Source organism: Haloarchaeobius sp. HME9146, from assembly GCF_025399835.1.
In the GTDB taxonomy this organism is placed as follows: domain Archaea; phylum Halobacteriota; class Halobacteria; order Halobacteriales; family Natrialbaceae; genus Haloarchaeobius.
In genome coordinates this window covers 1624101-1650420 of record NZ_JAODVR010000001.1, presented here as the reverse complement: position 1 = coordinate 1650420, position 26320 = coordinate 1624101, and the positions used below count along the sequence as shown (strand labels likewise).

The window sequence follows — 26320 nt, the reverse complement described above, 5'->3', positions numbered from 1 at the left end:
ACGCGATAAATCGAAATTCATAATAAAGGCAGTCGGCAACGTGGAGATGAGCCGAGATAGCCTAGCCCGGCCAAGGCGGTAGATTCGAAATCTACTGTCCTCACGGACACGGGAGTTCAAATCTCCCTCTCGGCGTTTTTCCATCACAGAAACGACGAGCGGAGCGAGTCGTCTGTGATGGAAAACCCATGCGGTGATTTGAACCAGACGAGTCGCAGCCCGCGCAGCGAAGCGAGCAGGACCGTCTCGGCGAGGTTCAGATCTCCCTCTCGGCGCTTCTCCAATCACTACCCGAGCGCCACAGTTCCATCCACGCCCGACACCGCGCAGGGAATGTAACCCCCGGCAGCAATTGACAGAATACTTATTATGTGTGTGTGTCAATTCGTACCGATGAAGCCCTCCTGTTCTCGTCGTCGTGCCCTCCGCTACTTTAGTGGACTCCTCATCACGGGCGGTGCCGGGTGTCTCTCGGCTATCGACACCGGTACTAAGTCCTCGACGGGAACACGGACAGATACTCCCGACCCGGCAGGCGATAGATGTGCGTCGTACACCCCGGAAGGGACCAGCTCGGCGGGGTACGACATCGGTCTCATGAACGACGACAGCGACACGCACACCGTCACGCTCCGGGTCGACCTCGGGGCCAGTGGAGGGGCGGACCCGATACTCGAACGGGAGTACACGCTCGGCCCGGGGGAGACGAACACCGAGACGTGTATTCCATTCACGGAACCGGGGACGTACACGGTTTCCGTGGCGGTGTCGGAGGGTCGAACAGCGACGTTCGAGTGGGAGGTCGAGCGAGTGTCTGGAACCATCGAGAAGGCGCTGTTCGTCACGGTCGAGGACGACTCGACCATCTCGTTCGACTGGTTCTACGTGTAGGTGGCCCGTTGGTACACCCCACATCGCCCGCGTCTGTCGCTCTCGGGGAGATAAACTTAAAGTCATCAGATGACAACTGTCACCTAACACCATGTCACACTTCACCGGGGCGGCGCTGGTCATGGGTGGCTTCCTCGCCGCCATCTTCGTATTGGTCAGTGTGCGCGAGAAGGCCAGCTACACGCCGAAGTTCGGGGCGAAGGAGGGCCCGGGGTGGCACGAGCTCTTGAACAACCAGCTGGTCTGGACCCTCGGGTTCTTCTTCATCCTCGGGGGAATCGGGGCGGGTGCGGTCGCATACGTCGGCGCTGACGCGGCCGGCAGGGCGACGCTCCAGTGGTTGCTCGTCGTCGCCACCGGCGGGCTGTTCGCCGGCTGGATCGTCTTCGGCACCTATCGCTCCAGCAAGAACCGCGGGCTCACGAGCGCAACCGCCGCGATGGTGAGCGCGTGGGCCTTCGGGGTCCTGTTCGTCCTGGTCATCGCCGTGAAACTCATCGTCGGGTGAGGATGTCCTCGAACACGGCGCGTTCGACCCTCGATGCACTCCCGAGTGAGCGAGTGCTGTGGCTCGGGTTGCTCTGTGCGCTGGAGCTGCTCGCGGTCGTGGCCTACTTCCGGTTCACGAGCAGCGAGCTCGTCTCGGTACGCTATGCGCTGTACCCGTTCGTCTGGATAAACGTCGGCGTGCTCGCGGTGGTCGCCACGGACCCGATTCCGACCGCACGGAGATATCGGCTCCTCGGTGTCGCGGTCGCCGTGGGCTACTTCCTGCTGCTCGCGTGGTTCGCGGGGATGGTCTCGCTGGCACCGGCGGGCCACGACCACGCCGCCAGCGGGGTCTCGGTTGCGATGCCCTCGCCGGGGTGGGGCCCGACGCTGTCGTACACCGGCGCGGTGTTCCAGTTCGCGCTGGTCCCGTTCCGGGTCGTCGGCTACCTCTCGCTCGCGTACCTCGTCTACGCCACCGTCCTCGAATCGCTGTCGGCGAGTGCGACCGGGCTCATCGGGCTGTTCTCCTGCGTGAGCTGTGCGTTCCCGCTGCTCTCGTCGCTGGCGTCGGGGACGGCAGGGTCGGCCGCCGCGCTGGCGACCGTCTACGCTTTCGGTGTCGACCTCTCGACGCTGGTGTTCGTGGTGGCCGTCGCCTTGCTGTACTGGCGGCCGGGGGTGCCCAGTCGTGGCGGCGCGTGAGTTCTCGCGGCTGGCCTCGGCGGCGACACTGGGGGTCGCACTCGTGCTGTTCGTCGACCCCGCGCTGGCCCACGTCGGGACGCTGGGCGGGACGCTCACCTCGGTCCCCATCCCGTTCTGGCTGGTCGTGCTGACCGGCGGCGGCGTCATCGGGGCGTCGTTCCTCTTCACGAGCTTCGCGACCGACCACGACTTCATCCGGGAGATAAACCGGCTCGGGCTCACGGTCCCGTCGCCGGCGACGGTTCGCCGGGCCGTCGTCGCGCTGGCCCGGGTCGGCAGTGTCGCCGTCCTCGGTCTGTTCGTCGTGACCGGGCTGTTCGCCGACCAGTTCGACATCACCGACCCGCTCCGGAACCTCGCGGTCCTGGGCGTCTGGGCCGGGTGGTGGGCCGGTTACACCATCTCGGTGTACCTGCTCGGCGACTCCTGGCCGGTGCTCAACCCGTGGCGCGCCATCGCGTCCCTGTTGCCGAGAGTCGGCTCGCGCTCGTGGCCGAGTCACCTCGGCGGCTGGCCGGCAGCGATCGGCCTCCTTGCGCTCGTCTGGCTGGAGGTCGTCACGCCCATCGCCTCGGAACCACGGTTCCTCGCCGGCGTCATCCTTGCGTACACGCTCGGGACGCTGGGCGGCGCGCTCGTGTTCGGTGCAAGCTGGTTCAGGGAGGCCGACCCGGTCTCGCGAGTGTTCCACACCTACGGCCGGATGGCCCCGATTCGCCGGACCGAGAACGGCCTCTCGCTCTCGCTTCCGGGCGCGGCACTCGCCCGCAACTACGACGAGGGGACCGACGCCGAGGTGGTGTTCGTGGTCGCCCTGCTGTGGGTGACCTCCTACGACGGGCTGGTGTCGACCGGCCCGCACGCCGAGTTCGTCCGGGCAGCCGTCGGCCTCGGCGTGCCGGCGCTCGCGGTGTACCTGACGACCGCGGTCGCCGGGTTCGCGCTGTTCCTGGCCGTGTACCGCCTCGCGTCCCGGCTCTCCCGGCGAACCGCCGGCTCGTTCGTCGACCCCGCCGTCATCCAGCGCCGGTTCGTCTGGTCGCTGGTTCCCATCGCCGCCGGCTACCACCTCGCGCACTTCCTGGGCTACTTCCTGACGCTCTCGCCCGCGCTGTCGGCGGTCGCGCTGTCGCCGTTCGACCCGCCGGCGACGGTCCAGGTCGCGGTGCTCCCGGGCTGGTTCGGCAGCCTCCAGCTGGCGTTCGTCGTCCTGGGGCACCTCGTCGCAATCTGGGTCGCCCACGCCATCGCGTTCGAGACGTTCACGGGGCGACTCCAGCCCATCCGGAGCCAGTACCCGTTCGCGCTCGTGATGGTGTTCTACACGATGACCAGCATGTGGCTGGTCGCCCAACCGTACGTGAAACCCCCGTTCCTCTGACCATGGCTACCCACGACATCGACCACACACGATCGACCGACTCGCCCCCCGGCGACACCGAGATGCAGGCCGAGACGGCGACGACCATCCTCGAGGAGGAGACGGTCGCCGCCCGGTGTCGGGTCTGTGACCGCCCGTTCCCGTCCGAGCACCTCCACGCACTCCACCTCGGAGAGCGACACCGGGACGACCTGACCGCCGAGGAGTACGAGACGTACGCGCAGGCCAAAGACGAGGAGGACGACGAGCTGTTCCTCTACCACCTGAAGGTCATCGCGACCCTCGGGTCGCTCTATGCCGTCATCGTCCTCGTCTACATGATCGTCCTCTCACTGTGACCATGCACCTACCACCAAACGACCGCCGCCTGACGACGCTCTTGCTGACCATCGCGAGCCTCTCGCTCGTCCCAACCGCCAGTGCCCACGACGGGACCGTCCACGGGGGCGTCCCCCACGTGGTCCTGCTCACGCTGTTGGTCCTCGGGGTTGGCGTCCTCGGTGCAACCGCGCTCCGCGACCGGTTCTGGAAGCGCTTCGGGAGTCGGCTCGACCCCAGACTGGCCGCCGTCGGACTCCTCGTCGGCGGCTCGATGACCGCACTCGGCGTCGTCGGGCTGGTCGAACTGCAGGTCGAACCCATCGGGACGACGCCCCTGACCCGGGTGTACTACCCCGCGCTGACCTTCTTCGGCGGGATGGGCATCGCCCTGGCCAGCCTCGTCCTGTACCACACCCGCTGGGGCGACCACCACGCCTATCCGGTTCTGGGGACCCTCCTCGGGCTCTGGGTCGCGTACCCACAGCTGCTGCCCGGCGAGACCGTCTTCCATCCCCTCGGCTACGTGCTGGTGCTCGCGGTCCCCGTGGTCCTCGGCTACATCGTCTGGACCGAGGTCGTCCCCGCGCTCGCCCGGGTTGGCCGGCGTGCCCGGACTGTGGGTGCACTCGCGGGACTCGGCTTCACCGCCTTCTTCGTCGTCTCCTCGGGGCTACTCTCGTTCAACCCCGAGGACGTGCCGCCGGCCCGGGGCGAAGCGTTCACCGTCGTCACCGAGTTCGCCAGCCCGCTGGTGATGTGGCCCGCCATCGAACTGTACCGCCCCTCGATTCCGCTGTTCGCGGCCGTCTCGGTCGGGACCGCGCTCGTGGTCGTGGTGCTGGCTGGGCTGGTGACGATGAACGCCACCCTCGGCGTGGCGACGTGGCGGACCCGGACCGCCGACGATGGACCCGCGGCCGACCGCGCCGCGACCGACGGTGGGACCGTCCAGGGCGTCACCGGCGCGCTCGCGACCACTGGTGCGACCGCCTGCTGTTGCTGTGGCCCGGCCATCTACGGCGTCGCCAGCGCGGCCTTCGGTGCCTCGGCGAGCCCGCTGTACTGGGCGTTCACCGACCCGGAGTCACCGCTCGCGACCGTGTTCCTGGTGGGGGCTATCGCGCTCCTGACGGCGAACGCGGTGACGCTTTCGGCCGGTGTGGACGAGACGTGCGACCGCTGAGGTCCCTGCCGACTCGGCTGCTCACAGTTCCTTGTACATCTCGACGACCGTCCCTTCGACGCCGGTCGACTCGTGGCCGGAGAACTCGTGGCTGCGCTCTCTCACCGTCTCGTAGCCGCGCGCCTGGTAGAACGGAACCGCGTTGGTTGAGGCCGTGAGCCCGAGGGTGGTCGCCCCCCGATTGCGCGCCCGGTCCTCCAGGTCGGCGAGCACCGCCGAACCGACACCCGTCCGGGCAGCCGACGGGTGGACGTACACCGCGGTCACCTCGGCGTCGAGCGGGCGCTCGTAGTCGTCCGGGGGCGTGAACCAGAGCGAACCGAAGGCGACGACGTCGGCGCTATCGCCGTCTTCGGTCTCCGCGACCACGAAGTAGCAGTCGTCCTCGACGATGTCGGCGTAGTCGGCCGTCTCGCACCCGGCGGCCCACGCCTCGACCTGCTCGTCGCTGTAGGTCCGGCGGCCCAGCTCGCGGATGGAGGCAGCGTGCACGCGACGGATTGCCTCGACGTCGGACTCGGGCGCTTCGCGGACCTGCATGGTCGTCTCGACGGTCGTCACTCACATCTTGGTTATGGACGTGCAGGTGCGGGTGCAAAACGGTCGAACAGAAACGGCTGCCTACAGGATGGAGTACGACGCCGCAGTCGTCAGCGCGACGGCCGCGATGAGGCCGATGAGTACCAGCGTCGTCACGGACCGGGGCTCCCAGCGCAGGTGCTGGTAATACCCCGCGACGACGACCGCCTTGGCGAACGACAGCACCATGATGATGCCGAAGGCCATCCAGTAGGCCGACTCCAGGAAGCCCATCATCTCGATGAGCGCCTGGACGGTCGCCAGCACGAACAACACCACGTAAATCACCGTGTAAAGTTTGGTATGTGACATTTTTGTTCACCTCAGAGGATGTAGAACAGCGGGAAGAGGAACAACCAGACGATGTCGACGAAGTGCCAGTACAGGCCGAAGTACTCGATGGGTGCTTCGTCGTCCAGGTAGGCTCCCCGCCAGGCCCTGGCGATCATATACAGCGCCATGATGAGCCCCACGATGACGTGCAGGCCGTGCAGGCCCGTCGTCACGTAGAACGTCGTGGAGGCGATGTTCGTCGAGATGTTCCATCCCTCCGGGAACGCGCCCGAGTGGATGTGGAACAGGTGCAGCCACTCCAGGCCCTTGTTCACAAGGAAGGCCACCCCGAGGACGAACGTGGTGCTCATCGCCGCGACGACACCGAGTCTGCTGCCCTTCTCGGCCGCGACGAGCGCGAGCACGACCGCGAAACTGCTCGTCAGCAGGATGTACGTGTTGATGAGACCGGGCAGGACGACGTGTTCCGCCGGGATGAGGTGGTGCCAGTCCGACCACCCGTAGGCGACCCGGGAGAACACGAACGCGCCGATGAACGCGCCGAACAGCACGATGTCACTGGCCAGGTAGAGCCAGACGCCCAGCTTCATGTTGCTGACGCCGGCGAACGGCCAGCTCTCGCCGAACGGGCCCACGGGGCCGTGGAACGACTCCCGGGCCATCCCGATACACGCGCCGACCACGATGATGAGGCCGACGATGACGTTCCCGATGTAGATGCCACCCTCGATTCCCGGCGGGAAAGCTCCGTCCATCATCCCGGAGAAGCCGAACAGCGTGATGAGCGACCCGAGGCCGAGGATGAACGGCCAGAGGCTCGCGTGGCTCTCCTCGTGGCCGTGCTCCTCGTGGGTGTCCATCAGCTCGGAGCCGGCACTCGCGGCCACCATGCCGCCGTCGGTCTTCGCGGTCCCGCCGTCCGCAGTTGCTGCCCCGCTACTCGCGTCGGCGGTCACCCCCTTGAACTTGAGCGAGCCGTCGGCGTAGGTCGGCGTGCCGGGGAAGTTCTCAAGCGGCGGCGGGGAGGGGACCGTCCACTCCGCCGTCGAGGCGTACTGCCACGGGTTGCCGTCGACCGGCTCGCCGTCGAAGAGGCTCTTGAACAGGTTGTAGAACAGCACGAGGAACGACGCGCCGAGGATGAACCCGCCGATGGTCGCCACCTGGTGCCAGCCGGTCAGGCCGGGCGCGTAGTTGAACACGCGCCGCGGGGTCTCCCAGGCGATGAACATCGGGAAGTAGAGCAGGTTGAACCCGATGAAGTACAGCGCGAAGTTCACCTTCCCGAGGAACTCGTCGTACATCCGGCCGGTCATCTTGGGGAACCAGTAGTAGAGCCCACCGATGAGCCCGGTCACCCCGCCGACCATGACGTAGTGGAAGTGCGCGACGACCCAGTAGGTGCCACGGAACGAGTAGTCGAGCACGACCGCCCCGAGGAACACCCCGGTGATGCCACCGAGGATGAACAGCACGAGGCCGCCGAAGGCGAACAGGAAGGGGGTCTTGAAGCGTATCTTCCCCTTCAACATGGTGTAGATGAGCGCGAACACCATCAGGTCGAACGGCAGTGAGATGCCGATGGTGGTCGCCATGAACAGCGTCTTGATCTCGAGGTTGATGCCGGTCAGGAACATGTGGTGCATCCAGACGATGAAGCTCTGGAGCGCCACGAGCAACATCGCGCCGATGAACCACTTGCGCCCGACGATGCGCCGACCACAGAACGTCTGGAAGATCTCGGCCATCGCTCCCAGCGCCGGGAAGAAGACGATGTACACCTCCGGGTGGCCGAAGAACCAGAACAGGTGCGCCCACAGCAACGACCCGTTCGGACTGCTGGTCGCGAAGTAGGTCGTCCCGAGCAGGCGGTCGGAACTCAGCAGCATCAGTGCAGCGAGCAGGGCCGCGAACGCGAAGAGCATCATCCAGATGGTGAGCAGGATGCTCCAGGTGAACAGCGGCATCCGTCGGAGCGTCATGCCCTCCGCCCGCATGCGATGGATGGTCGTCAGGAAGTTCACCGAACCGACGGTGACACCGACGACGAACAGTAACAGCGCGAGGACGGCGGTCGTGCCGCCGACCTCGGGTGTGTATACCGGCATGTTCAGCGGGGCGTACATCGTCCAGCCGCCGGCGAACGTGCCGCCCTGGAAGAACGAGATGCCCATCAGGACGCCCGAAGCGAGGTACATCCAGTACGACACCGCGTTCAGTCGCGGGAACGCCAGGTCCTCCGCCCCGATCTGCAGCGGGACGATGTAGTTCGCGAACCCGAGTGCGAACGGTGAGAGGAACCAGAAGACCATGATGAGACCGTGGGCGGAGACCGCCTGGTTGTACGCGTTGGCCTGCATCACGTCCGCGCCAGGGGCCCACAGCTCGGCCCGCATCAACAGGGCGAGTACGCCACCGAAGATGAGGAAGAACAGCGCCGTGACCGTGTAGAGGATGCCGATGTCCTTGTGGTTCGTCGTGACGAACCAGCGTCGGATGGAGTACAGGGGTGGGAGACCGTGGTCTTCGGATTCGTGCCCCGAGGGCACGTCCAGCGGGAGCGACTCGCCACCGACGACCGGGGTTCCGCCGTCGGGCTCGTGGCCGCCGTCTGGGCGGGCCTCGTCGACCGCGTCCTCGGCTCGGTGGTCGTCGGGTGTCTCGTCAGCGCTCATGCGTGGACCTCCATGGCAGCCACGTCGAGCGCGGGCTGCGTGACGCTGCTACTGTTCGAACTGTCGCTGGTGCTTTCGTTGCCCATGTTCTCGTACCACGTGTCGAATTCGGATTGCTCCATCACGATGACGTCAGCCACCATGAAGGAGTGTCCCGCACCGCAGAGTTCGTAACACTGTGCCTGATACTCACCCGCGTCGGCCGGCCCGAACCACGTCACGGTGGTCTGGCCCGGAACGGCGTCGGTCTTGACGTGTAACGACGGGATGCCGAAGTTGTGGAAGACGTCCTCTGATGTCACCTTCAACCGTATCTCCTTCCCTTCCGGGACCCGGAGCGTCCCGTCGACGCGCTCACCGTTCGGGTAGGTGAACTTCCAGCCGTACTGGTAGCCCGTCACCTCGATGGTCATCGTCTCCGCAGTGTCCGGAGTGGGCTGGGCCGCGGCTGCGCCCTGTTCGACGTAGAGGAGCGCGCCGTAGGTCCAGAGGACGAGCGAGACGACGATGACCGCGCTGAGGCTGAACGAGAGAAGGAGTTTGCGGCCGTGGCCGCCACCGGTCGGAATCTCACCGAGAACCGGCCGGTCGTACTCGTCCTCGTCCGACCGGTCCTCATGGTCTCGATACTTGTACGCGTTGTACAGCATGTACGACAATACCACGACGCCGACGAGCGCCCCGAGGGCGACGAACACGTCGAAGATCTGGCTGAAGATCTCAGCGCGTGACCCTCGCGGAACGAAGCTGTCGGAACCGCCGGCCTGCAACACGATTCCCCCGTACATGGATTACTGTAACGTCGTTCGGGTGGCTATTTATATATTGTGTATAGTTAACACGCGAAATGGTAACACGGGATGAGGATTGACGCAGTACTCGCACACCCATTCTCGGGCGGGTTACACGGTTATCTCACGAGGAGCCACGAGTAGCGCCATCCCTCGAACCGAGGCCAAAGTTCAATTCCCCACACGGCCAAGGGAATCGTAGTGTCCCTCGTCGTCGCCGTCCTGGTCCACCTGCTGTTCGCCCTCGGCTGGTACGTCGTCTTCCAGTCGATGGCCGAGAGGCTCACCGAACGGCCGGCACGAGACCCCCTGACTGCGGCGCGACTGCGCCATCTCCGGCGCATCGGCTACGCCACGGCCATCGGGACGAACCTGTTGCTCGCGCAAGCGGTGGGTACCGCCGTCTCGCTCCAGCTACTGTTCGACGAGCTACCCATGGTCCTCAGGCCAGTGGTGGTCGGTGCGGGCGTGTTCGTCTTCAGCATTCTGCCCTCCATCGCGGCCGTCGCCGTCGCCGTCGCGCCGTACCGCGAACGGGTGCGTCATCTCGCGCTGTCGGCATGGTTCGTGCTCTGGTGGTTCGTGACCCGGGCGGTCGCGGTCACGCTGGCCGTCACCGTCATCGCCGCCTTCGTCAGGACCGTCCCGCAGGGGTGGCCGCGCGTGCTCGGCTCGCTCGGCGTCGTGCTGCTCATCATCTCGCTCTCGCCGGTCGTCCTCCGGGTCGGGCTGCGGACGAGAGCGCCGACACCGGCCGAACGCGAGCGCGTCGCCGACGTCCTGCCGGGGTCGGTTCGCTTGCGCATCGTCGACCCACGGACCCGGGTCGGCTGTGCCTTCGCGGCTGGCGTCGTTCCAGGACTGCGCTACGTGTTCGTCACCGAGACGGTGTTCGACCTGCTCGCGGACGACGAGCTGTCGGCCGTCCTCGCCCACGAGGTTGCCCACCACCAGCGCGGCCACGTCGTCACGAGGTTCAGCCTCGCCGCGGCGGTCATCCTCCCGCTCCTCGTCGGCGTCGAGTTCGCCTACCCCGAACTGGTCCGGGCCGTCGGTGTCGGACTCGTCCCCTACGCCGTCCTGTGGATCAAGGTCATCCGGCGCACCGAGTTCGTCGCGGACCGCGACGCCGCCCGGGAGGTCGGCTCCGACGCGATGGCCCGGGCGCTGGAGACGCTGCTGGCGCACCGACTCATCTTCGAGCCGACCGGAACGACCAGTCGATTGCTCGACGTCCACCCGGCAGTTTCGACACGCATCGACCGGCTGGAAAGTCCTGCAGACATATAAGTACCCACGAAAAGTTTATATTCTATCACCGCTAACTTTCGGTTAGCAAGCGCGGCCGGGGAGCGCCCAGGCCGCTTGCCCTCCCCCACGATGTCAGATACACGAATTCGCACGTTCAGTGCCGAGTCGGAGACACCCAAGACGACCGAGCAGGTCGCCTCTCGCACGTGCCCCGAGTGTGAGGGTCGCTTGAGCGTCGACCAGGAGCACGGCGAGACCGTCTGCTCACAGTGTGGTCTCGTCGTCGAGACGGACAGCATCGACCGCGGGCCGGAGTGGCGCGCGTTCGACTCCGCCGAGAAGGACGAGAAGTCCCGCGTCGGTGCCCCCACGACGCAGATGATGCACGACAAGGGGCTGTCGACCAGCATCGGCTGGCAGAACAAGGACGCCTACGGGCGGGCCCTCTCCAGCCGCCAGCGCCGCAAGATGCAGCGGCTGCGCACCTGGGACGAGCGGTTCCGCACCCGCGACTCCAAGGAGCGCAACCTGAAGCAGGCGCTCGGCGAGATCGACCGCATGGCCTCCTCGCTCGGCCTCCCGGACACCGTCCGTGAGACGGCCAGCGTCATCTACCGCCGCGCCCTGGAGGACAACCTCCTTCCCGGCCGGTCCATCGAAGGCGTCGCCACGGCGGCCCTGTACGCCTCGGCGCGACAGGCCGGGACGCCCCGGTCGCTCGACGAGGTGGCCGCGGTGAGCCGCGTCGACCCGATGGAGTTCAAGCGGACCTACCGGTACATCGTCCGCGAACTCGGCCTGGAGGTCGCCCCCGCCGACCCCGAGAGCTACGTCGCCCGCTTCGCCAGCGACCTCGGGCTCTCCGACGAGGCCGAGATGCAGGCTCGCGAACTCCTCCGCACCGCGAAGGAGAAGGGCCTCCAGTCCGGGAAGTCCCCGGTCGGCCTCGCGGCCGCCGCGGTGTACGCCGGCTCGCTGCTGGTCAACGAGCGTGTCACCCAGAACGACGTGAGTAAGGTGGCCAAGGTCAGCGAGGTCACCATCCGGAACCGCTACAAGGAGCTGCTCGAAGCCGCCGATGCCGGCGACAGCGCGTACTGATTCTTTCTACCGCGGCTGCCTTCGACGCCCGCTGCCTTCGAGGCCGGATAGCGTCGCGACCGGCAGCCCACGTGTGGCGATACCGATTGTCATAACCGTCAAGGACCTTCCCTTCCAAGACAGAAAGTGATCATCACCGGGCGGTTCAAGCTACCAGTCGAGAAATTCCCGCTCGGCGAGGCCATCCTGGCGGTCCCCTGGACGCAGGTGAAGTTCGTCCGGGTGACATCTCCCCGAACGTCCTCTCTCGGTTCTTCTGGGTCACGACGGACGACTTCGACGCTTTCGAGGCGGCTGCCGTGGCGGACCCGTCGGTTGCGTCGTTGACACGGGTAGACACGTTCGAGGGCTCGGCGCTGTTCCGGGTCGAGTGGAACGAAGAAAGCGGCACCATCGCCTCCATCTACGCCGACATCGACGGCACCTTCCTCAACACCGCCGGGAACAGCGATGGCTGGTTGCTCCGCGTCGACTTCGCCGACCAGAGCGGACTCGTCGCCTTCCGGGACCAACTCGTCGAGGCCGGAGTCAACTTCTCGACGTTACAGCTCAGTCGCCGGGACCAGGTCCACTCCGGTGCGAGTTTCGGTCTGACGCCGAAGCAGACCATGGCCATGATGCGGCTGTGGGAGTTCGGCTACTTCGACACACCCCGCAAGGCTACGCTCGCGGAGGTCGCGACCGACCTCGGCATCTCCCAGCAGGCGCTCTCGGACCGACTCCGACGTGCCCAGTGGTCGCTCGTCAAGTACACCCTCATCACCGGGTCGGACCTCGACCTGTTCGAGGAGGACGAGATCCTGACGTAGTATTTAAGACACGGTGCGTACCGTGTCCCACCCTATCCCCATCAGACGAGTATTAGACACATGGACCGGAGTACCACCGACTCCGGACTGGGGCCGAGGAAGCAGGGTACCGAAAGGTCATCGAGTCCACGAACGGCTACGCCATCTTCACGACCAGTCAGGAGGGTAGAATAGAAACCTGGCCACAGACGGCAGCGAAACTGTACCAGTACGAGACCAGTGACATCCTCGGTTCGCCACTGGATAGACTGTGGGCCGGCGAGAAGGAGGCCCCGGCTAGACTGGCTGAGCTGTTGGCGGGCGCACGAGAAGAACCCATCGAGGTCGAACACTGGCACGAACGGGCCGACGGGTCGGTGTTCTGGGCCATCTGTACGGTGGCACCGATACTGAACGGTGGGCCCCACGGATTCACCATCGTCAGCCACGACGAGACCGCACGCAAGCAGTACCAGCGGATGCTGGAGCGCCAGAACGACCGCCTGAAGGAGTTCACCGACATCCTCTCGCACGACCTGCGGACGCCACTCAGCGTCGTGAACCTGCGCCTCGACCTCTACCGAGATACGGACGACGCATCCCACCTCGACGATATCGAGGCGGTGACCGACCGGATGGAGCGTCTCATCGAGGACCTGCTCAGCGTGGCCAGGCAGGGTGGTATGGTGAAAGACCCCGTCCGGACGGACCTCGAAGAGGTCATCGAAACCGCGAGGGTGGGCACCCTGCCCGATTCCGCGACGCTGCTGTACGACGAGGTGCCGCCAATCCTGGCGAGTCCGGACCGGCTCTGTCAAGTGTTCGAGAACCTGTTCCGGAACGCGGTCGACCACGGTGGCGAGACGGTGACCATCAGCATCGGCCCGCTCGACGACGGGTTCCACGTCGAGGACGACGGCCCGGGCATCCCCGAGGAGTACTGTGACAAAGTGTTCGACCACGGGTTCACCACCAGAGAGGACGGCCACGGCTTCGGGCTCTCTGTCGTTCGGACCATCATCGGCGCCCACGGCTGGGACATCGAGGCGACCAACCGCAGTCCCGAAACGAGCACCGACGGTGGGTTACCCAGAAGAGAGGGCGGTGACCCCGTCGACGGGAGCACCGACGGCAGCGCGGCCGCTACCGGTGCTCGCTTCGAGATAACTGGTGTGGACATCGTCGCCTGAACGGTTTTTCGCCTGAACGGTCTTCGGTCAGCCCCGGGACGCGACCACGATGTCGTGCTCCTCGACGACCCGTGGGACCAGTGTCGTGATGCGGTCGCCCGCGTTCAGGTTCGTCGTGACTGCGACCCCGACCTGTTGCCCGAGCGGTACCCGCGCCAGCAGCCCGTCGTCGAAGCCCGTGACGACGAAGTTGAGCTGGCCGAGCTGGACGAGTGACTCCTGGTAGGCGTCCCCCATGCGTGCGTCCAGACAGAGGTCGCTCGCGAGTGCGTCGAGGCCCTGTTGTTGGTACTGTTCCCGAACGGTCTCGTGGACGAAGTGTATCTCCAGTACGTCCTCGTTGTAGAACGCGATCAGGCTCAGGTCGTCTCCGAGTTCCTCTCGCAACTGCTCGACCACCCCATCCGTCCGTTCGACGATCCGCTTCTCCGAACGCGTCTCGTCGGCGAACTGCGCCCGCGCCGGCGATTGAGTCGGACTGTCGTAAGGCATCCCCACTAGTGTATACGCGAATTGGTGGTTAAAAAACCGTGCAAGTCGTGTCGGCCGTCAGTCGTCTGCCGTCGGTGTCGCTCGCGGCGACTCCGTGAGCAATCGGTCGAGGGCGTCGACCATCGCGGTCACGCTGGCGCGGGTGATGTCGGCGTCGCTGTGGGCGACGGTCACCTCGCGGTCCTCGCGGGCCATGGTCACCTCGACGGTCACGACCGCGTCGGTGCCGCCGGTGACGGCGTCGACGTGGTACGACTTGAGGTGGGCGTCGCCGAAGTCCTTCACCGCGGATTTCACGGCCGAGACGGCGGAGTCGACCGGCCCGGAGCCGGTACCGGACGCGACGACCTCCTCGCCGTCGACGTCGAGCCTGATAGCCGCACTCGGGACGGAACTCCCCGAGGTCGCGGTGACCTCCAGCAGTTCGACGCGGCGGTCGCGCTCGTGGTCGGTGACGTCCTCGGCCACCGCGAGCAGGTCCGCGTCGGTGACGCGCTTGCCGCGGCCGGCCATCTCCTTGACGCGCTCGACGACACGACCCAGTTCCTCGTCGGTGACCTCCACGTCGTGCTCGGAGAGCGCGGCGCGTGCGCCCGCACGCCCGGTGTGCTTCCCGAGGACGATGCGGCGCTCGCGACCCACCTGTTCGGGCGGGTACGGTTCGTACATCCGGTCGTCCTTGAGCGTCCCGTCCGTGTGGATGCCGGACTCGTGGGCGAAGGCGTTCTCGCCGGTCACGGCCTTGTTCGGTGCGGGGCGCATGCCCGTCGTTCGGGCGACGACCTCACCGAGCCGGTAGAGCTGGGTCGTATCGACGGTGTCTACGTCGTAGACGTGCTTGAGCGCCATCGCGACCTCTTCGAGCGCGACGTTGCCGGCGCGCTCGCCGATGCCGTTGACCGTGGCGTGGACGAGGTCCGCCCCGGCGTTGATGGCGGCCAGGGCGTTCGTCACACCCAGCCCGAGGTCGTCGTGGGTGTGCGCACTCGTCGGGCCGTGTTCGGCCAGCACACCGACGACTTCGGCGGTGCGTTCGGGGCCCGCGTGGCCCACGGTATCCGCGTAGCAGACGCGGTCCGCACCGGCGTCGAACGACGCTGCCGCGAGCCGGTCGAGGTAGTCGAGGTCGGCCCGGGAGCCGTCCTCCCCGATGACCTCGACCCAGAGGCCGTGGTCTTTGGCGTACGCGACGAGGTCGGCGGTCCGGTCGAGGACCTCCTCGTGCGAGGAGCCGACCTTCGTCTCGACGTGGCGGTCGCTGGCGGGCACGACGAGGTTCACCCCGTCGACGCCGCAGTCGAGCGCGTGGTCGATGTCGCGCTGGATGCCGCGCGCGAAGCTCGTCACCGTCGCGTCGAGCTTCTGGGCGGTGACCTCCGAGATGGTCTCGCGCTCGCCCTCACCGGTGCAGGCGCTGCCTGCCTCGATGAACGAGACGCCCGCCGAATCCAGCGCTCTCGCTACCTCTACTTTCTCATCTGGCGTCATCGAGACGCCGGGTGCCTGTTCGCCGTCGCGGAGCGTAGTGTCCAGGAATCGCACGTTAGATTGGGACAGCTGTGTGTGTTCGGGGGAGCCCCCGAATAAAACGTTCACCGGTCATTAGTCCAACTGGGAGAAGACCGTCGAGGGGGTTAAGCGAGTCAGTTCGACAGGTGGACCTGTCGCTCTTGCAAATATTGTCGCTTGGTGCCAGTGGTCTCTCCGAAAACGGCCCCACGGCGGCTGCATCCCGAAAGACGAAGGGGTTGAGAGGGGGATCCTCCGCCTGGCGACATAGGGGAGTCGCCATCTGGAAGGTGGCTGCCACTAGCCATCATATGTGAGCCTGACATTCCAAGCGTCCACGAGTGGCCAGGACCGCCAGCCCGCGGCCCGGTCACGACTCCAGCCGGACGATATCGCCCTCTGAGATGTCCTCCGCCTCGCCAGCCGGGAGTTCGACCAGCGTGTCTGCCGTCCCTCGTCCCAGCCCGACCCAGGGCCGGAGCCGCTTCTTGTGGACGACCTCGTCGCCGACCAGCCAGAGCACGTCGATGGGGAACGGGACGAACAGCATGTGGACGTCGCGGGGCCTGGGCTCGTCGAACTGGAAGACGAGCGCGTAGTCGTCCGGGATGGAGCGCCGGAACATCAGGCCCTTCGCCCGGGAGAGTATCGTGTCCGCGATCTCGACGTCGCTGGCGAGTATCCGCGCCCGCTCACCTGTGCTGTGAAACAGTCGCACAACTACAGTTCGTCACCCCGGAGTATAGTGGTTCGTATCAGAACGGGACGTCGGAGAAGTCGTCCTGTACCGGGCCAGCGTCCGCACCGATGCCGGTCTCGACGCTCACGTCGGTCAGTTCGGGGAACTGACTGAGCAGTCGGCCCCGGACCGCACCGATGGTCAGTTCGGAGATGCCACAGCCGTCACACGCGCCGGTGAGCAACACGGTGACGGTCCCCTCCTCGGCGTCGAGGTGGGCGATGTCGTAGCTCCCGCCGTGCAGTTCTATCTGCGGGAAGTTCCGCGCGAGGAACTGGCCGATACGGTCCCTGAGGTCGGCCTCGTCTGTCATAGGATATTCGAGGACCCCGACCGGCAAAGGCCTTCTCACTCCGGTCGGCACCGCGTGGTTCGGCCCCGGAGATATCCCGGGCAAGCTACTTGTCGGCCCGTTCCTAACCCCCGGCAAACGACGGGGCGCGCCCTCGCGACATCCAGATGACACACGAGATCGCTATCCTCGGCGGCGGTATCGGCGGCCTGAGCGCCGCACACGAACTGGCGACACGCGGCTTCGACGTGACGGTGTACGAGCACCACGACCGCTTCGGCGGCAAGGCCCGGAGTTTTCCGGGCCCGGCCGACGGCGATACCGCGCTCCCCGCAGAACACGGGTTCCGGTTCTTACCCGGCTTCTACACGCACCTCCCGGACACCATGCAGCGGATTCCGACGGGTGACGGCAGCGTCCACGACCACCTCGTCAGCAGCGAGACCGTCTTCCAGGCGTTCACGACCGGTGATTCCCGCGAGATGGCGGTGTCGGTGCCGGATTCGCTGGCCGGCTGGCGTGACCGCCTCGAGAACATGTTCGGCTCGAAGGTCCCGCGCGACGAGTCGGTATTCTTCGCGAACAAGTTGCTGACGCTGCTGTCGAGTTGCGAACGGCGATGGGACGAGGAGTACGAACACGTCTCCTGGTGGGAGTTCATCCGCGCCGAGGAGATGTCCGATGCGTACCAGACGTTCCTCGGCTACGGGGTCACACAGTCCCTGGTCGCGATGCGTCCCGAGGTGTCGAGCGCGCGGACCATCGGACGGATCTACCTGCAGCTGGTCAGGGGGCTGTTCGACTCGGACCTCCACGCCGACCGGCTGCTCGATGGCCCGACCAACGACGTCTTCATCGACCCGTGGGTCGCCCACCTGCGAGACCTCGGCGTGACGCTGCACACCGGGGCAACGGTGACCGACCTCGAAGCCGACGGCGAGCGCGTGACGGGCGCGCGAGTCGAGATGGACGATGGTGAGCGCGTCGTCACGGCCGACCAGTACGTCCTCGCGCTTCCATCCGACGTGGTCCTCGTGCTGTTGACGCCCGACCTCGAAGCGGCCGCCCCGTCGCTTGCCGGTGTCCGGGAACTCGACCGCGGCTGGATGAACGGTATCCAGTTCTACCTCCGGCGGGACGTGCCCACGGTTCGAGGGCACAGCGTCTACTACGACTCGCCGTGGGCGCTCACGTCCATCAGCCAGCGACAGTTCTGGGACGACCACGACTTCGATGCCTACGACGAGTGCGAGGGCGTTCTCTCCGTCATCGTCTCCGAGTGGGACGAACCCGGCATCCTGTACGGGAAGCCGGCCCGCGAGTGCACCCGGGCGGAGGTCGCCGACGAGGTGTGGGCGCAGTTGCAGGCACATCTGAACCGCGGCGAGGCGGTGCTCCCCGACGACGTACTCCTCGGTTCCTCTCTGGACCCGGCCATCCGGTGGGACGACGAGGCGGGTGAACTCCGCAACGACGCGCCATTGCTCGTCAACACGGTGGGGAGCCACCAGTACCGCCCCGAGGCCGGAACCGAGTGCCCGAACCTCGTGCTCGCTGCCGACTACGTCCGGACCGAGACCGACCTCGCCAGCATGGAGTGTGCGAACGAGGCCGCCCGCCGGGCGGTCAACGCGATACTGGACAGGGTCGGCAGCACCGCGGACCGGTGTGCACTCTGGGAGTTCGAGTGGCCTGCCGTGTTCGAGCCAGGTCGCCAGCACGACGCGCTGAACATGCGACTCGGGCTCCCGCACCCCGCGGCCGGGAGCGACCAGTTCTGGACGGCGTATCGTGGGGTGCGAACGTCGCCGCTGCTCGGGCGGTTCTTCTCGGAGTGACGTGACCGCGACCGGTCCCTGCGGTAGCAGGGGTGCAATACCGGCACGGTTTTTTCACGGTACCGGCCGTCGGTGCGTGTGTAATGTTGGTCATTCACGCGGTGTTCCCGATAGACCCCGACAGACGTGACGAGGCACTCGAGCAGTTCCAGACACTGGCGGAACAGTCACGAGCCGAGGAGGGTGCCATCGACTATCGAGTGACGACGAACATCGAACGGCCGAACGAGATCCGCGTCTTCGAACAGTACGAAGACGAGGCCGCCTTCGGTGCCCACGCCGAATCGGACCACTTCAAGAAACTCGAAGCGGCGTTGCCCGATCTCCTCGCAGGGGAGCCCTCGGTGACGCGCTTCGACGTCGACTCGGCGACCGAACTCGAGGTGTAAGCGGGCCTCGAAGCGACGATGCTGTCGCCGCGGCTCGCGCCGACAGTGCGCCCGCTCGCTCTTCCAACAGACCCAAATCCCACTCCTGCCAACCCCCGTACCAGCAGATGAAGAAGACGCCGACGGGCACCCCGGTCGGGGTGGACGACCCCTACGACCACGCCGAGCTGTGCGACCACCTGACCGGCGAGGGGACCTGTCGGTACGCGTTCGAGCACCCACAGCACGACCGCGAGTTCGCGATGGCCCGCCGTGAGGAGGAGTTCGCCTGCCCGGTCGTCAGCGACGAATCGGACGACGACTGGACCTGGGCAGACTGTCCGCACTTCCGGGCGACCGCGACCGACCGCGAGTGCGCCCGCTGTGGGCTCGAAGAGAAGCGCATGGCCCACGACTCGACCGACCGGCCGCTCCTCGAAGAGCACCACCTCTCCTACGCGAGTGAGGACCGCGAGACGAGTCACGAGATAACGGTGTACCTCTGTCGCTGGTGCCACGCGAAGGTCCACAACTCGTGGGCGCGGGTCACGGACGACGCGAGCCCCGACCCGGAAGCCATCGCCGCGCTGGAGGAGCGTCGCGGCCGCGAGATGGACGAGTTCGGGTTCCAGACGGCGAGCGAGCGGTTCGAGGACGGGGACAGGAGGCAGGATGGGTGAGGCAGCGCCCAGCGACACGAGCGCACCGACGCCCCATACCGGGGCGCGATTCGTCCTCGTGCTCGCGGTGCTCGCCGGGGGTGGCCACCTCTTCTCGGTGTGGTCGCGTGCCCCCTCGTTCCTCGGCGTCGACTTCGCGGTGTACCGGCTGGCGGCGCAGGCAGTCCTCGACGGCGGGCCGGTCTACGCGGTCGCGCCCACGATCGCCCCCGAGTTCACGTTCCTCTATCCGCCCATCGCGGTACTCCCCTTCCTCCCCTTCGCCCTGCTCTCCCAGCCCGTCGGGTTCGCCGTCTTCACCGGACTGAACCTGGCCGCTGGCCTGGCGCTGGCGGTGCTGGTGTGGCGATACGTCGAGGCGCACGGCGTCGCCCTGACGTGGGTCGACCGGCTCCTGCTCGCGGCGGTCTGTCTCGGCTCGAGCTACCGCATCGGCTCAGTGTTCTACGGGCAGGTGAACGTCTATCTCGCGCTCACGCTCGCGGTGGGGTTCGTCGCGCTGGAACGCGACCGTGAGTGGCTCTCCGGAACCGCGTTCGCCATCCCCGCGTTCGTGAAGGTGTTCCCGGCCGTGGTCGGCGTCTGGCTCCTGCGCCGACGGGCCTGGCGAGGGGTCGCGGCCGCGGTCGTGACGGGTATCGGCCTGCACCTGCTCGGCCTCCTCGTCTTCGGCCCCGACCTCGTCGCGACCTACCTGGACGTGGTACTGCACGAACGGACCGGAATCGAGGCGTTCCGGGGCGGCCTCCCCATCGACGCGACCTACATGACGCTTCGGCGGGCCACCTCGCACCTGTTCCCGACAGCCGGGAGCGCGGTCCACGCGGCGGCGGCGTTCGCCCTGCTCGCCCCGCCGGTCGCGTTCTGCTACCGGGACGTGTCGACCCACGGGCGACGGCTGACCGCGGCGTTCGTCACGGTCGTCGGGCTCTTGCTGTTCTTCCCGTCGTACCAGGTGTACGTGGTGTACGCCCTGTTCCCGCTGCTCCCGCTGCTGTACCTGTTTCCGGCGACGGAGCCGTTCCGACGGCCACGACAGCTCTTCCTCGCAGGTGCAGCGCTCTCGACGGCGGCAGCATCGGCCGGCACGCTGCTCGCGTGGCTCGTGACGGTCCCGGCGGTCGGTAGCGGGCTGGCGACCGTGCTCCGACCGATGTTCACGCTCGCGTCCCCGACCACCTGCGGGCTGGTACTGGCCATGCTGGCGTGCGTCTGGCTGCACTCGCGGGTCGAGTCTGGCCAGTAAACGGCATCGGCATCGTCGAGCGGCACTTCGCGGCCTACAGAATCATCTCGTCGACGGGCTCGGCCGTCTCGGGCGTGCGCGCCTCGATGGTCGCGACGATGCCGTCGAGGAGCCGGTAGATGGCTTCCTCGTGGTCTGCTTTCTGTCGGTTGAACGAGTACGGGCCGACCCCGTAGTTGTCGTAGGGTGCGAACGCACCCGGGGGTACGGGACCCTCTGTCTCGATGACCGAGCGTATCTTGCTGAGCAACTGGTGGAGGTGGAGGAGCTCCTGTTTTCGCATTCGTTTCGTTGCTAGGGATTCGGTGAGCCTAAAGCCGTCGCCTGCGGAAGGTAGAACCCCCGATGAACGTGTCTATGGGTTTTCGAAACGGCCCAGAAGATACAGGTTTCAGAACCGTCGCTGCCAGCGGTTCAGCCGAGAATGTCACCGATACGTCGCGGCTCGCCGGACAGTGCCGGGTTCTTCTCGACGATCTGGAGGACCTCGTGGTCGGTCACGTCGAAGTAGTTCTTCCCGGTCGCCTCCTCGATGAGCTCCTTCTCGAGTCGGAACTCGGTCCCCTCGTACACGACGTCACAGCCGTCATCGTCGAACGAAAGCGTGGTCATAGCTTGGCTGATGGGACTCACGAATAAAACCCTGATGAGACGGACTAACTGGCGACCAACCCCCGCCGAGCGGGCACACCGGCAGACCAGCGTCTGACGCCCGTCAGACGCCGACGAGGGGTTTAATACGCCCTAGAGACGATGTGCTCGTGTGTCGCTGCATACGGACCCACTCGACGAACTCTCGATTCCCGATGGCACGACGGTCGAAGAACACGACCTCGTGACCGACGGGGACGTCCTCATCGGTGGGCGTTCGACGGTCGAGTTCGGCGTCAGAGGGCGCAACGTCCTCGGTGGCGAAGGCATCCGCATCGAAGGCGGTGTGGAGGCCGAGGCCGACTGCCGGCTCGACATGTGGTCCGACGTGGCGGGGAACGTCCTGGTCGGCCGGGACGCGTTCATCGGCGAGCGAACCCACATCGGCGGGCGGCTGCTGGTCTCCGGCGACCTCGACATCGGCGACGAGGTCGACATCGCCGAGGGCTTCGAGGCCAACGGCTGGATCGTCATCCGCAATCCGATGCCGACCATCGTCTTCCTGTTCGTCTACCTCAAACAGCTCATGCTCATGGGCGAGGAGGAGGCCGCCAAACAGCTGGTCAACGAGATGACCGACGAGGAAGACCCGGACGAGGACCCGCTCGTCGTGCCACGGAACGCCACCGTGAGCGACGACGCCTGGCGCGTCTCGACGCCCGCGGAGATCGGCGACGAGTGCCGCCTGCACGGTAACTTCCGCGCCGAATCCATCACGGTCGGCGAGGACTGCAACATCTTCGGGAGCCTCCGCGCCAAGAACGACATCTTCATCGGCGAAGGCACCCGCGTCCACGGCGACGTGACGACCCGGAAGGGCGAGGTGCGAATCGCCCCCGGCGCGCTCGTCCTCGGCGACGTCTCCTGCTCCGACCTCGAACTCTCGAAGGGTGCCGAGGTGGACGGGACGATGCGCGCCCGCGGTAACATCACGATGGCCGGTATCGCGAACCGCGACATCGAGTGACGGCGGTCCCCGTTCTCGGCCTTCTTCGAGTCGATACCGCGAGAAGGACTGCTTCGTCGACTCCAGGGTGTTCACCAGCGACCGACAGAGCGGCGGGTCGGTCCGTCAGTTCGTCGTCGTGGTCGTCATCCCTGTCTGGGTCCCAGTCGTGGTCGAGGTACCCGTCCCGGTACCGGTCGTGGTTCCATCGGTGGTCGTCGTGCCGGTCGAGGTCCCACCGGAACCGCCATCGAGCGTCTGCTCCGCGAGTGTCTTCGTCTCGCCGTCGGCCGTCGTCTCGACGACCGTGACCGTCGCGCCGGTGTCGGCGGTCACGTAGACGCGATTCCCGACGGAGACGGGGAACGAGGTCGCGGCCGTCTGTTCCTCCTCGAGGACCGACTCCTTCGCGGCGAAGTAGGCGTGTTCCTTCCCGTCATCGCTCGTCACGGTGGCGCGCTCTCCGTCGACCCTGACGGCGACCTTCTTCGTCCCGTCTGCGGTGACCGGAGCGCCGCCCATGTGGGCGACCTTCACCTGCCCGTCCGAGCCGCTCGCGATCTCGAACGTGGCCTTGGCGTCACGCGACGTGGTGGTCTCGGTATCGACCGATTCCGTGCCTGTCGCGGTCGAGTTCGTCGTGTCGGTTCCGTCGGCCGTGTCGGTCGAGTCCATCGAACCCGTCGTGGTCGTCGTCTCCTTCGTGCCTGTTCCGTCGCTGCCGAGACAGCCAGCAGCAATCGTTGCGATACCAGTCGCCGTGGCGGCGATGAAGCGGCGGCGTTGCATCGTACTCGGCCCTACCGGCAGAATAGTTTAACACCTTATGCCTCGATGATTCGGCCGGTTGCTGTCTCTCGGTTTGTGTTATCTCTACACATGACATTACTGCGATTTCGTCACTGTTCGCCTGGTTGAAAGGAGACGCTGAGAGCGCGCGAACCGGTGACCGGGGTCGCTGTCGGGACTACTCGACAGTTTTCGCTTCGAGGACCGCCGTCCGGCCATCTTCACCGTACCAGACCACGGCGATAGTGGCGGCTCCGGACGCTTCGACGAAGAACCGGTTCCCGGTCGAGACGGGATAGGTCGTGGCTGCGGATTCGTCCGCACCGAGGGCGGTGTCGTCAGCGACCATGTACTCGTGTCCCGTGCCGGCTTCGTCGACGACCGGGACCTGCTGGCCGTCGACCGAGACGGTGACCTTCTCGGTCACGTCGTCCTCTACCTGCTTCCCTTCCATGTGGACGAGTTTGACCGTCTCATCGTCGACGCGGACGATGCGGAAGTCCATGTTCGGGGCGTACTGCGTGGTTTGTGGCGAGGTGGTGGTTGCGCCGTCGGTCGCCTCGGTGTCACCGGAGCCGGGGCTACCACCGGGCTGGTCGTCGACGCTGACGGTCGTGGCGCAACCCGCGGAGAGAAGGGCGATTCCTGTCGAAACGTTGGCGAGGAGGGCTCGTCGTCGCATTTCTGTTGATTCTCTAACGGAACCGGGTTAATTAGTTTCGAATCGAAGGCTCATCGCGTCGCAGTGCCGTGGTTTCTGTCACGCAGGCCCATGGTAGCACCACGCGACCGAAAGGCAGTTTCCCCCAGCGACGCTACAGGATAGCATGCTTTCCATCGCGCTCGCTGGCAAACCGAACGCGGGCAAGTCTACCTTCTACAAGGCGGCCACGCTCGCGGACGTGGACATCGCGAACTACCCCTTCACCACCATCGACCCGAACCGCGGGGTGACACACGTCCGGACCGAGTGCCCCTGTCTGGAGCGGGAGGAACGCTGTGGCGACGACAACTGCCACGGCGGGAAACGGTACGTCCCCGTCGAACTGCTTGACGTGGCTGGGCTCGTGCCCGGCGCACACGAGGGGAAGGGCCTGGGCAACCAGTTCCTCGACGCGCTGACGAACGCCGACGTCATCATCAACGTCGTCGACGCCTCCGGTGCCACGAACGCCGAGGGTGAGCCGGTCGAGCCGGGGAGTCACGACCCCCTCGAAGATATCGACTTCATCGAGGAGGAGATGGACATGTGGCTCACGGGTATCGTGACCCGGAACTGGGAGTCCGTCGAGCGCAAGTCACGGTCTCCGGACTTCGACCTCGACGACGCCCTCGCGGACATGCTCACCGGCTTCGGCGCGGGCCCGGCCGACGTGCAGGCCGTCCTTCGCGACCTCGACTACCCGGCGGACCCCATCCAGTGGGAGGACGTGGACAGGGAGGCCCTGGCCCGCGAGATTCGCGCCCGGACGAAGCCCATCATCGTCGCCGCGAACAAGGCCGACGTGGCGTCCGAGGAGAACGTCCAGCGCCTGCTCGACTGCGACAAGCCGGTCATCCCGACGACCGCCGAGGGCGAGCTCGCGCTCCGCAAAGGGGCCGAGGCGGGCGTCATCGACTACGACCCCGGCGACGAGACGTTCGAGATCGTCGGCGACATCTCGCAGGGGCAGCGAGACGCCCTCTCCGGCCTCCAGGGCACGCTCGACCAGTGGGGTGGCACTGGCGTCCAGGAAGCCCTGAACTACGCGGTGTACGACCTGCTGGACCACCTCACCGCGTTCCCGGTGCAGGACGCGAACAAGTGGACCGACGCGAAGGGGAACGTCCTCCCCGACGCCTTCCTGCTCCCTCGTGGCTCGACCCCGGTCGACCTCGCGTACACCGTGCACTCCGACATCGGCGACGGCTACCTCCACGCGGTCGACGCGAAGTCCAACCGGGACATCTCGGACAGCTACGAACTCGAAGAGGGCGACGTGGTGAAGATCGTCTCGACCGCGAAGTGAGCCACGGATGCCGGACTCGTTCACCCTCCCTATCGACGAGCCACAGCCGAGCCAGCTCTACCTGAGCCAGGCGAAGCTCGACGGCGTGCTCTCGTGGTGTGACCCCGACGACCCGCAGTACGACCCGCTCCCGGTCATCGAACTCGACGGGGAGTGGACACTCATCGACGGCCACACCCGGGCGTTCGTCGCCTCGCTGGCGGGCCACCCCGAACTCAGGGTGGTCCACGACCGCGACGACCACCCACGAGACCTGTACCGGCGCTGTGTGGACTGGTGCCGGGAGGCCGGAATCACGCGAATCGACGACCTCCACGGGCAGCTGGTCAGTGCCGAGACCTACCAGACGGAGTGGATAGACCGGTGTCAGGCGGCCGCGAAAGCGGACTGAACCCCCCGCTCAGCCCGAGTACTCACTCGCCAGTCGCTCGAAGTTCCGGAGGGTCCGGTCGGTCGTCACGTCGTCCCACGAGCGCCCCGAATCGGTCCAGCCGAAGTCCGCGGTAATCCGCGGGAGGAGTGATTCTTGGAATTCGGGGTGGTACTGCACGGTCCACACCGGCGCGTCGCGGTGTCGCGCCGCGAAGTACGGGTAGTCCCCGGTCGCGGCGATGGGTTCCATCCCATCGCCCAGCGCGACCACGCGGTCGCCGTGGACCGCGGGAATCGTCGAGTTCACGCCGTCGAACAGGGGGTCTGGTTCGAGGTCGGCATCGACGAGCCGGTGGTCGAGCCCGTGGTGTTCGACCCGTCCGCCCAGCGCCTCGTTCACGAGCTGGTGGCCGAAGCAGACGCCGAGGACGGGAACACCCCGGTCGACCAGTTCCCGGACGAAGGCGGCCTCCTCGCGCATCCAGGGGTGGTCGTCCGCCTCGTACACGCCGGCGGTGCTCCCACCGACGACGACGCCGTCGATGTCGTCGTACGCCGTGAGGTCGGGTCGACCGCCCTCTCGGACGTAGTCGTACGTCTCGTACTCGGTGAGGAGCGACCGCAGCGCGTCGCCCAGATACCTGGCGTCGGGGTCGACCTCGTTCTCCAGGGAGAGGAGCATCAGTGACACATCGGACTCGGACAGCCTAATCGTTCGGTTCGGACGGAAGATACCCACTAACTCCG

The 26320-nt window shown here is 66.4% G+C and carries 30 protein-coding genes, 1 tRNA gene and 1 pseudogene; 19 read left to right on the top strand and 13 right to left on the bottom strand.

All coding sequences use genetic code 11. The annotated features are described in order from the left end of the window. Nucleotides 1-50: 50 nt before the first annotated feature. The 7 genes from N6C22_RS08470 (at nt 51) to N6C22_RS08440 (ending at nt 4973) form a co-directional block, all read left to right on the top strand. Nucleotides 51-135, top strand: a tRNA-Ser gene (locus N6C22_RS08470). Nucleotides 136-597: 462 nt separating this feature from the next. After that, nucleotides 598-891 carry a hypothetical protein gene (locus tag N6C22_RS08465; protein ID WP_261650663.1) on the top strand — a complete coding sequence of 98 codons (294 nt, stop codon included), beginning with the start codon at nt 598-600 and terminating at the stop codon, nt 889-891. 91 nt (nt 892-982) lie between these two features. Further along, entirely contained in the window at nt 983-1399 is a 417-nt protein-coding gene (locus N6C22_RS08460) for a hypothetical protein (protein ID WP_261650662.1), read from the top strand. 2 nt (nt 1400-1401) lie between these two features. Further along, complete coding sequence (locus tag N6C22_RS08455; RefSeq protein WP_261650661.1) at nt 1402-2085, top strand: hypothetical protein; 684 nt, start codon at nt 1402-1404, stop codon at nt 2083-2085. Next, nucleotides 2072-3469, top strand: a complete 1398-nt coding sequence (locus N6C22_RS08450; RefSeq protein ID WP_369684399.1) for a hypothetical protein — start codon at nt 2072-2074, stop codon at nt 3467-3469. Before N6C22_RS08455 ends, N6C22_RS08450 begins: the two co-directional genes overlap by 14 nt. A 2-nt stretch (nt 3470-3471) precedes the next feature. Beyond that, nucleotides 3472-3807, top strand: coding sequence for a hypothetical protein (locus tag N6C22_RS08445; protein WP_261650660.1), 336 nt, complete (start codon nt 3472-3474; stop codon nt 3805-3807). Between the two features lie 2 nt (nt 3808-3809). Next, entirely contained in the window at nt 3810-4973 is a 1164-nt protein-coding gene (locus N6C22_RS08440; RefSeq protein WP_261650659.1) for a hypothetical protein, read from the top strand. Between the two features lie 21 nt (nt 4974-4994). On the opposite strand, the gene N6C22_RS08435 is transcribed toward N6C22_RS08440, so the two are convergent. From N6C22_RS08435 to coxB, 4 genes are all read right to left on the bottom strand, one after another. Beyond that, on the bottom strand, nt 4995-5513 hold the full coding sequence (locus tag N6C22_RS08435; protein ID WP_261650658.1) for a GNAT family N-acetyltransferase: 519 nt from the start codon (nt 5511-5513) through the stop codon (nt 4995-4997). An 81-nt stretch (nt 5514-5594) separates the two neighbouring features. Further along, nucleotides 5595-5864 carry a cytochrome C oxidase subunit IV family protein gene (locus N6C22_RS08430; protein WP_303647490.1) on the bottom strand — a complete coding sequence of 90 codons (270 nt, stop codon included), beginning with the start codon at nt 5862-5864 and terminating at the stop codon, nt 5595-5597. A gap of 11 nt (nt 5865-5875) precedes the next feature. Continuing rightward, on the bottom strand, nt 5876-8521 hold the full coding sequence (locus N6C22_RS08425; RefSeq protein WP_261650656.1) for a cbb3-type cytochrome c oxidase subunit I: 2646 nt from the start codon (nt 8519-8521) through the stop codon (nt 5876-5878). After that, entirely contained in the window at nt 8518-9309 is a 792-nt protein-coding gene (gene coxB, locus N6C22_RS08420) for a cytochrome c oxidase subunit II (RefSeq protein ID WP_261650655.1), read from the bottom strand. The genes N6C22_RS08425 and coxB overlap by 4 nt, the downstream gene beginning before the upstream one ends. Nucleotides 9310-9513: 204 nt before the next feature. Here coxB and N6C22_RS08415 point away from each other — a divergent pair, with 204 nt between their 5' ends. The 5 genes and pseudogenes from N6C22_RS08415 (at nt 9514) to N6C22_RS08395 (ending at nt 13642) form a co-directional block, all read left to right on the top strand. After that, entirely contained in the window at nt 9514-10602 is a 1089-nt protein-coding gene (locus N6C22_RS08415; protein ID WP_261650654.1) for a M48 family metallopeptidase, read from the top strand. A gap of 90 nt (nt 10603-10692) precedes the next feature. Beyond that, entirely contained in the window at nt 10693-11664 is a 972-nt protein-coding gene (locus N6C22_RS08410) for a transcription initiation factor IIB family protein (RefSeq protein ID WP_261650653.1), read from the top strand. A gap of 164 nt (nt 11665-11828) precedes the next feature. Further along, a complete protein-coding gene (locus N6C22_RS08405; protein WP_369684434.1) occupies nt 11829-12473 on the top strand; it encodes a helix-turn-helix domain-containing protein in 645 nt (214 codons plus the stop codon). 107 nt (nt 12474-12580) lie between these two features. After that, nucleotides 12581-12925 (top strand): annotated as a pseudogene (locus tag N6C22_RS08400) (PAS domain-containing protein); the annotation flags it as partial. Between the two features lie 6 nt (nt 12926-12931). Next, nucleotides 12932-13642 (top strand): HAMP domain-containing sensor histidine kinase, encoded by a 711-nt coding sequence (locus N6C22_RS08395; protein WP_261652545.1) that lies wholly within the window; start codon nt 12932-12934, stop codon nt 13640-13642. A gap of 27 nt (nt 13643-13669) precedes the next feature. On the opposite strand, the gene N6C22_RS08390 is transcribed toward N6C22_RS08395, so the two are convergent. From N6C22_RS08390 to N6C22_RS08375, 4 genes are all read right to left on the bottom strand, one after another. Beyond that, nucleotides 13670-14134 carry a hypothetical protein gene (locus N6C22_RS08390; RefSeq protein WP_261650652.1) on the bottom strand — a complete coding sequence of 155 codons (465 nt, stop codon included), beginning with the start codon at nt 14132-14134 and terminating at the stop codon, nt 13670-13672. A gap of 57 nt (nt 14135-14191) precedes the next feature. Further along, entirely contained in the window at nt 14192-15676 is a 1485-nt protein-coding gene (locus N6C22_RS08385; protein ID WP_261650651.1) for a 2-isopropylmalate synthase, read from the bottom strand. Nucleotides 15677-16013: 337 nt separating this feature from the next. Next, nucleotides 16014-16361, bottom strand: a complete 348-nt coding sequence (locus N6C22_RS08380; RefSeq protein WP_261650650.1) for a DUF192 domain-containing protein — start codon at nt 16359-16361, stop codon at nt 16014-16016. A gap of 37 nt (nt 16362-16398) precedes the next feature. Beyond that, nucleotides 16399-16695, bottom strand: a complete 297-nt coding sequence (locus N6C22_RS08375) for a NifU family protein (RefSeq protein WP_261650649.1) — start codon at nt 16693-16695, stop codon at nt 16399-16401. 146 nt (nt 16696-16841) lie between these two features. Between N6C22_RS08375 and N6C22_RS08370 the strand changes: the two genes are divergently transcribed. The 4 genes from N6C22_RS08370 to N6C22_RS08355 all read left to right on the top strand — a co-directional run bounded on the left by N6C22_RS08370 (nt 16842) and on the right by N6C22_RS08355 (nt 20806). Beyond that, nucleotides 16842-18512: an FAD-dependent oxidoreductase gene (locus N6C22_RS08370; RefSeq protein ID WP_261650648.1), complete on the top strand. Its 1671-nt coding sequence runs from the start codon at nt 16842-16844 to the stop codon at nt 18510-18512. An 83-nt stretch (nt 18513-18595) separates the two neighbouring features. Beyond that, complete coding sequence (locus tag N6C22_RS08365) at nt 18596-18901, top strand: putative quinol monooxygenase (RefSeq protein ID WP_261650647.1); 306 nt, start codon at nt 18596-18598, stop codon at nt 18899-18901. 107 nt (nt 18902-19008) lie between these two features. Next, nucleotides 19009-19560, top strand: coding sequence for a hypothetical protein (locus N6C22_RS08360; protein WP_261650646.1), 552 nt, complete (start codon nt 19009-19011; stop codon nt 19558-19560). Continuing rightward, complete coding sequence (locus tag N6C22_RS08355; protein ID WP_261650645.1) at nt 19553-20806, top strand: glycosyltransferase family 87 protein; 1254 nt, start codon at nt 19553-19555, stop codon at nt 20804-20806. Before N6C22_RS08360 ends, N6C22_RS08355 begins: the two co-directional genes overlap by 8 nt. A gap of 34 nt (nt 20807-20840) precedes the next feature. On the opposite strand, the gene N6C22_RS08350 is transcribed toward N6C22_RS08355, so the two are convergent. Next, nucleotides 20841-21089 (bottom strand): UPF0058 family protein, encoded by a 249-nt coding sequence (locus N6C22_RS08350; protein WP_261650644.1) that lies wholly within the window; start codon nt 21087-21089, stop codon nt 20841-20843. 131 nt (nt 21090-21220) lie between these two features. After that, nucleotides 21221-21418 carry a DUF5800 family protein gene (locus tag N6C22_RS08345; RefSeq protein WP_261650643.1) on the bottom strand — a complete coding sequence of 66 codons (198 nt, stop codon included), beginning with the start codon at nt 21416-21418 and terminating at the stop codon, nt 21221-21223. Between the two features lie 151 nt (nt 21419-21569). Between N6C22_RS08345 and N6C22_RS08340 the strand changes: the two genes are divergently transcribed. Continuing rightward, nucleotides 21570-22424 carry a polymer-forming cytoskeletal protein gene (locus tag N6C22_RS08340; RefSeq protein WP_369684398.1) on the top strand — a complete coding sequence of 285 codons (855 nt, stop codon included), beginning with the start codon at nt 21570-21572 and terminating at the stop codon, nt 22422-22424. A 105-nt stretch (nt 22425-22529) separates the two neighbouring features. On the opposite strand, the gene N6C22_RS08335 is transcribed toward N6C22_RS08340, so the two are convergent. Together N6C22_RS08335 and N6C22_RS08330 are read right to left on the bottom strand one after the other, a co-directional pair. Then, the gene (locus tag N6C22_RS08335) at nt 22530-23192 is read right to left on the bottom strand and encodes a hypothetical protein (RefSeq protein WP_261650642.1); all 663 of its coding nucleotides are present in this window, start codon (nt 23190-23192) and stop codon (nt 22530-22532) included. Nucleotides 23193-23370: 178 nt separating this feature from the next. Beyond that, entirely contained in the window at nt 23371-23874 is a 504-nt protein-coding gene (locus tag N6C22_RS08330) for a hypothetical protein (RefSeq protein WP_261650641.1), read from the bottom strand. A gap of 145 nt (nt 23875-24019) precedes the next feature. Here N6C22_RS08330 and N6C22_RS08325 point away from each other — a divergent pair, with 145 nt between their 5' ends. Further along, nucleotides 24020-25201: a redox-regulated ATPase YchF gene (locus tag N6C22_RS08325; protein WP_261650640.1), complete on the top strand. Its 1182-nt coding sequence runs from the start codon at nt 24020-24022 to the stop codon at nt 25199-25201. A gap of 7 nt (nt 25202-25208) precedes the next feature. Next, complete coding sequence (locus N6C22_RS08320; protein WP_261650639.1) at nt 25209-25592, top strand: hypothetical protein; 384 nt, start codon at nt 25209-25211, stop codon at nt 25590-25592. A 9-nt stretch (nt 25593-25601) separates the two neighbouring features. Here N6C22_RS08320 and N6C22_RS08315 read toward each other — a convergent pair whose 3' ends face one another. Next, a complete protein-coding gene (locus N6C22_RS08315; protein ID WP_261650638.1) occupies nt 25602-26255 on the bottom strand; it encodes a type 1 glutamine amidotransferase in 654 nt (217 codons plus the stop codon). Nucleotides 26256-26320: the final 65 nt, after the last annotated feature.

Excerpts from the sequence above, each read along its gene's own strand:
- N6C22_RS08345 (WP_261650643.1), bottom strand. The coding sequence starts at position 21,418 with ATGACCACGCTTTCGTTCGACGATGACGGCTGTGACGTCGTGTACGAG.
- N6C22_RS08425 (WP_261650656.1), bottom strand. The coding sequence starts at position 8,521 with ATGAGCGCTGACGAGACACCCGACGACCACCGAGCCGAGGACGCGGTC.
- N6C22_RS08465 (WP_261650663.1), top strand. The coding sequence starts at position 598 with ATGAACGACGACAGCGACACGCACACCGTCACGCTCCGGGTCGACCTC.
- N6C22_RS08440 (WP_261650659.1), top strand. The coding sequence starts at position 3,810 with ATGCACCTACCACCAAACGACCGCCGCCTGACGACGCTCTTGCTGACC.
- N6C22_RS08460 (WP_261650662.1), top strand. The coding sequence starts at position 983 with ATGTCACACTTCACCGGGGCGGCGCTGGTCATGGGTGGCTTCCTCGCC.
- N6C22_RS08375 (WP_261650649.1), bottom strand. The coding sequence starts at position 16,695 with ATGACAGACGAGGCCGACCTCAGGGACCGTATCGGCCAGTTCCTCGCG.
- N6C22_RS08390 (WP_261650652.1), bottom strand. The coding sequence starts at position 14,134 with ATGCCTTACGACAGTCCGACTCAATCGCCGGCGCGGGCGCAGTTCGCC.
- N6C22_RS08360 (WP_261650646.1), top strand. The coding sequence starts at position 19,009 with ATGAAGAAGACGCCGACGGGCACCCCGGTCGGGGTGGACGACCCCTAC.
- N6C22_RS08330 (WP_261650641.1), bottom strand. The coding sequence starts at position 23,874 with ATGCGACGACGAGCCCTCCTCGCCAACGTTTCGACAGGAATCGCCCTT.
- N6C22_RS08430 (WP_303647490.1), bottom strand. The coding sequence starts at position 5,864 with ATGTCACATACCAAACTTTACACGGTGATTTACGTGGTGTTGTTCGTG.
- coxB (WP_261650655.1), bottom strand. The coding sequence starts at position 9,309 with ATGTACGGGGGAATCGTGTTGCAGGCCGGCGGTTCCGACAGCTTCGTT.
- N6C22_RS08320 (WP_261650639.1), top strand. The coding sequence starts at position 25,209 with ATGCCGGACTCGTTCACCCTCCCTATCGACGAGCCACAGCCGAGCCAG.
- N6C22_RS08370 (WP_261650648.1), top strand. The coding sequence starts at position 16,842 with ATGACACACGAGATCGCTATCCTCGGCGGCGGTATCGGCGGCCTGAGC.
- N6C22_RS08455 (WP_261650661.1), top strand. The coding sequence starts at position 1,402 with ATGTCCTCGAACACGGCGCGTTCGACCCTCGATGCACTCCCGAGTGAG.
- N6C22_RS08395 (WP_261652545.1), top strand. The coding sequence starts at position 12,932 with ATGCTGGAGCGCCAGAACGACCGCCTGAAGGAGTTCACCGACATCCTC.
- N6C22_RS08325 (WP_261650640.1), top strand. The coding sequence starts at position 24,020 with ATGCTTTCCATCGCGCTCGCTGGCAAACCGAACGCGGGCAAGTCTACC.
- N6C22_RS08355 (WP_261650645.1), top strand. The coding sequence starts at position 19,553 with ATGGGTGAGGCAGCGCCCAGCGACACGAGCGCACCGACGCCCCATACC.
- N6C22_RS08335 (WP_261650642.1), bottom strand. The coding sequence starts at position 23,192 with ATGCAACGCCGCCGCTTCATCGCCGCCACGGCGACTGGTATCGCAACG.
- N6C22_RS08350 (WP_261650644.1), bottom strand. The coding sequence starts at position 21,089 with ATGCGAAAACAGGAGCTCCTCCACCTCCACCAGTTGCTCAGCAAGATA.
- N6C22_RS08435 (WP_261650658.1), bottom strand. The coding sequence starts at position 5,513 with ATGCAGGTCCGCGAAGCGCCCGAGTCCGACGTCGAGGCAATCCGTCGC.
- N6C22_RS08365 (WP_261650647.1), top strand. The coding sequence starts at position 18,596 with ATGTTGGTCATTCACGCGGTGTTCCCGATAGACCCCGACAGACGTGAC.
- N6C22_RS08410 (WP_261650653.1), top strand. The coding sequence starts at position 10,693 with ATGTCAGATACACGAATTCGCACGTTCAGTGCCGAGTCGGAGACACCC.
- N6C22_RS08315 (WP_261650638.1), bottom strand. The coding sequence starts at position 26,255 with ATGCTCCTCTCCCTGGAGAACGAGGTCGACCCCGACGCCAGGTATCTG.
- N6C22_RS08445 (WP_261650660.1), top strand. The coding sequence starts at position 3,472 with ATGGCTACCCACGACATCGACCACACACGATCGACCGACTCGCCCCCC.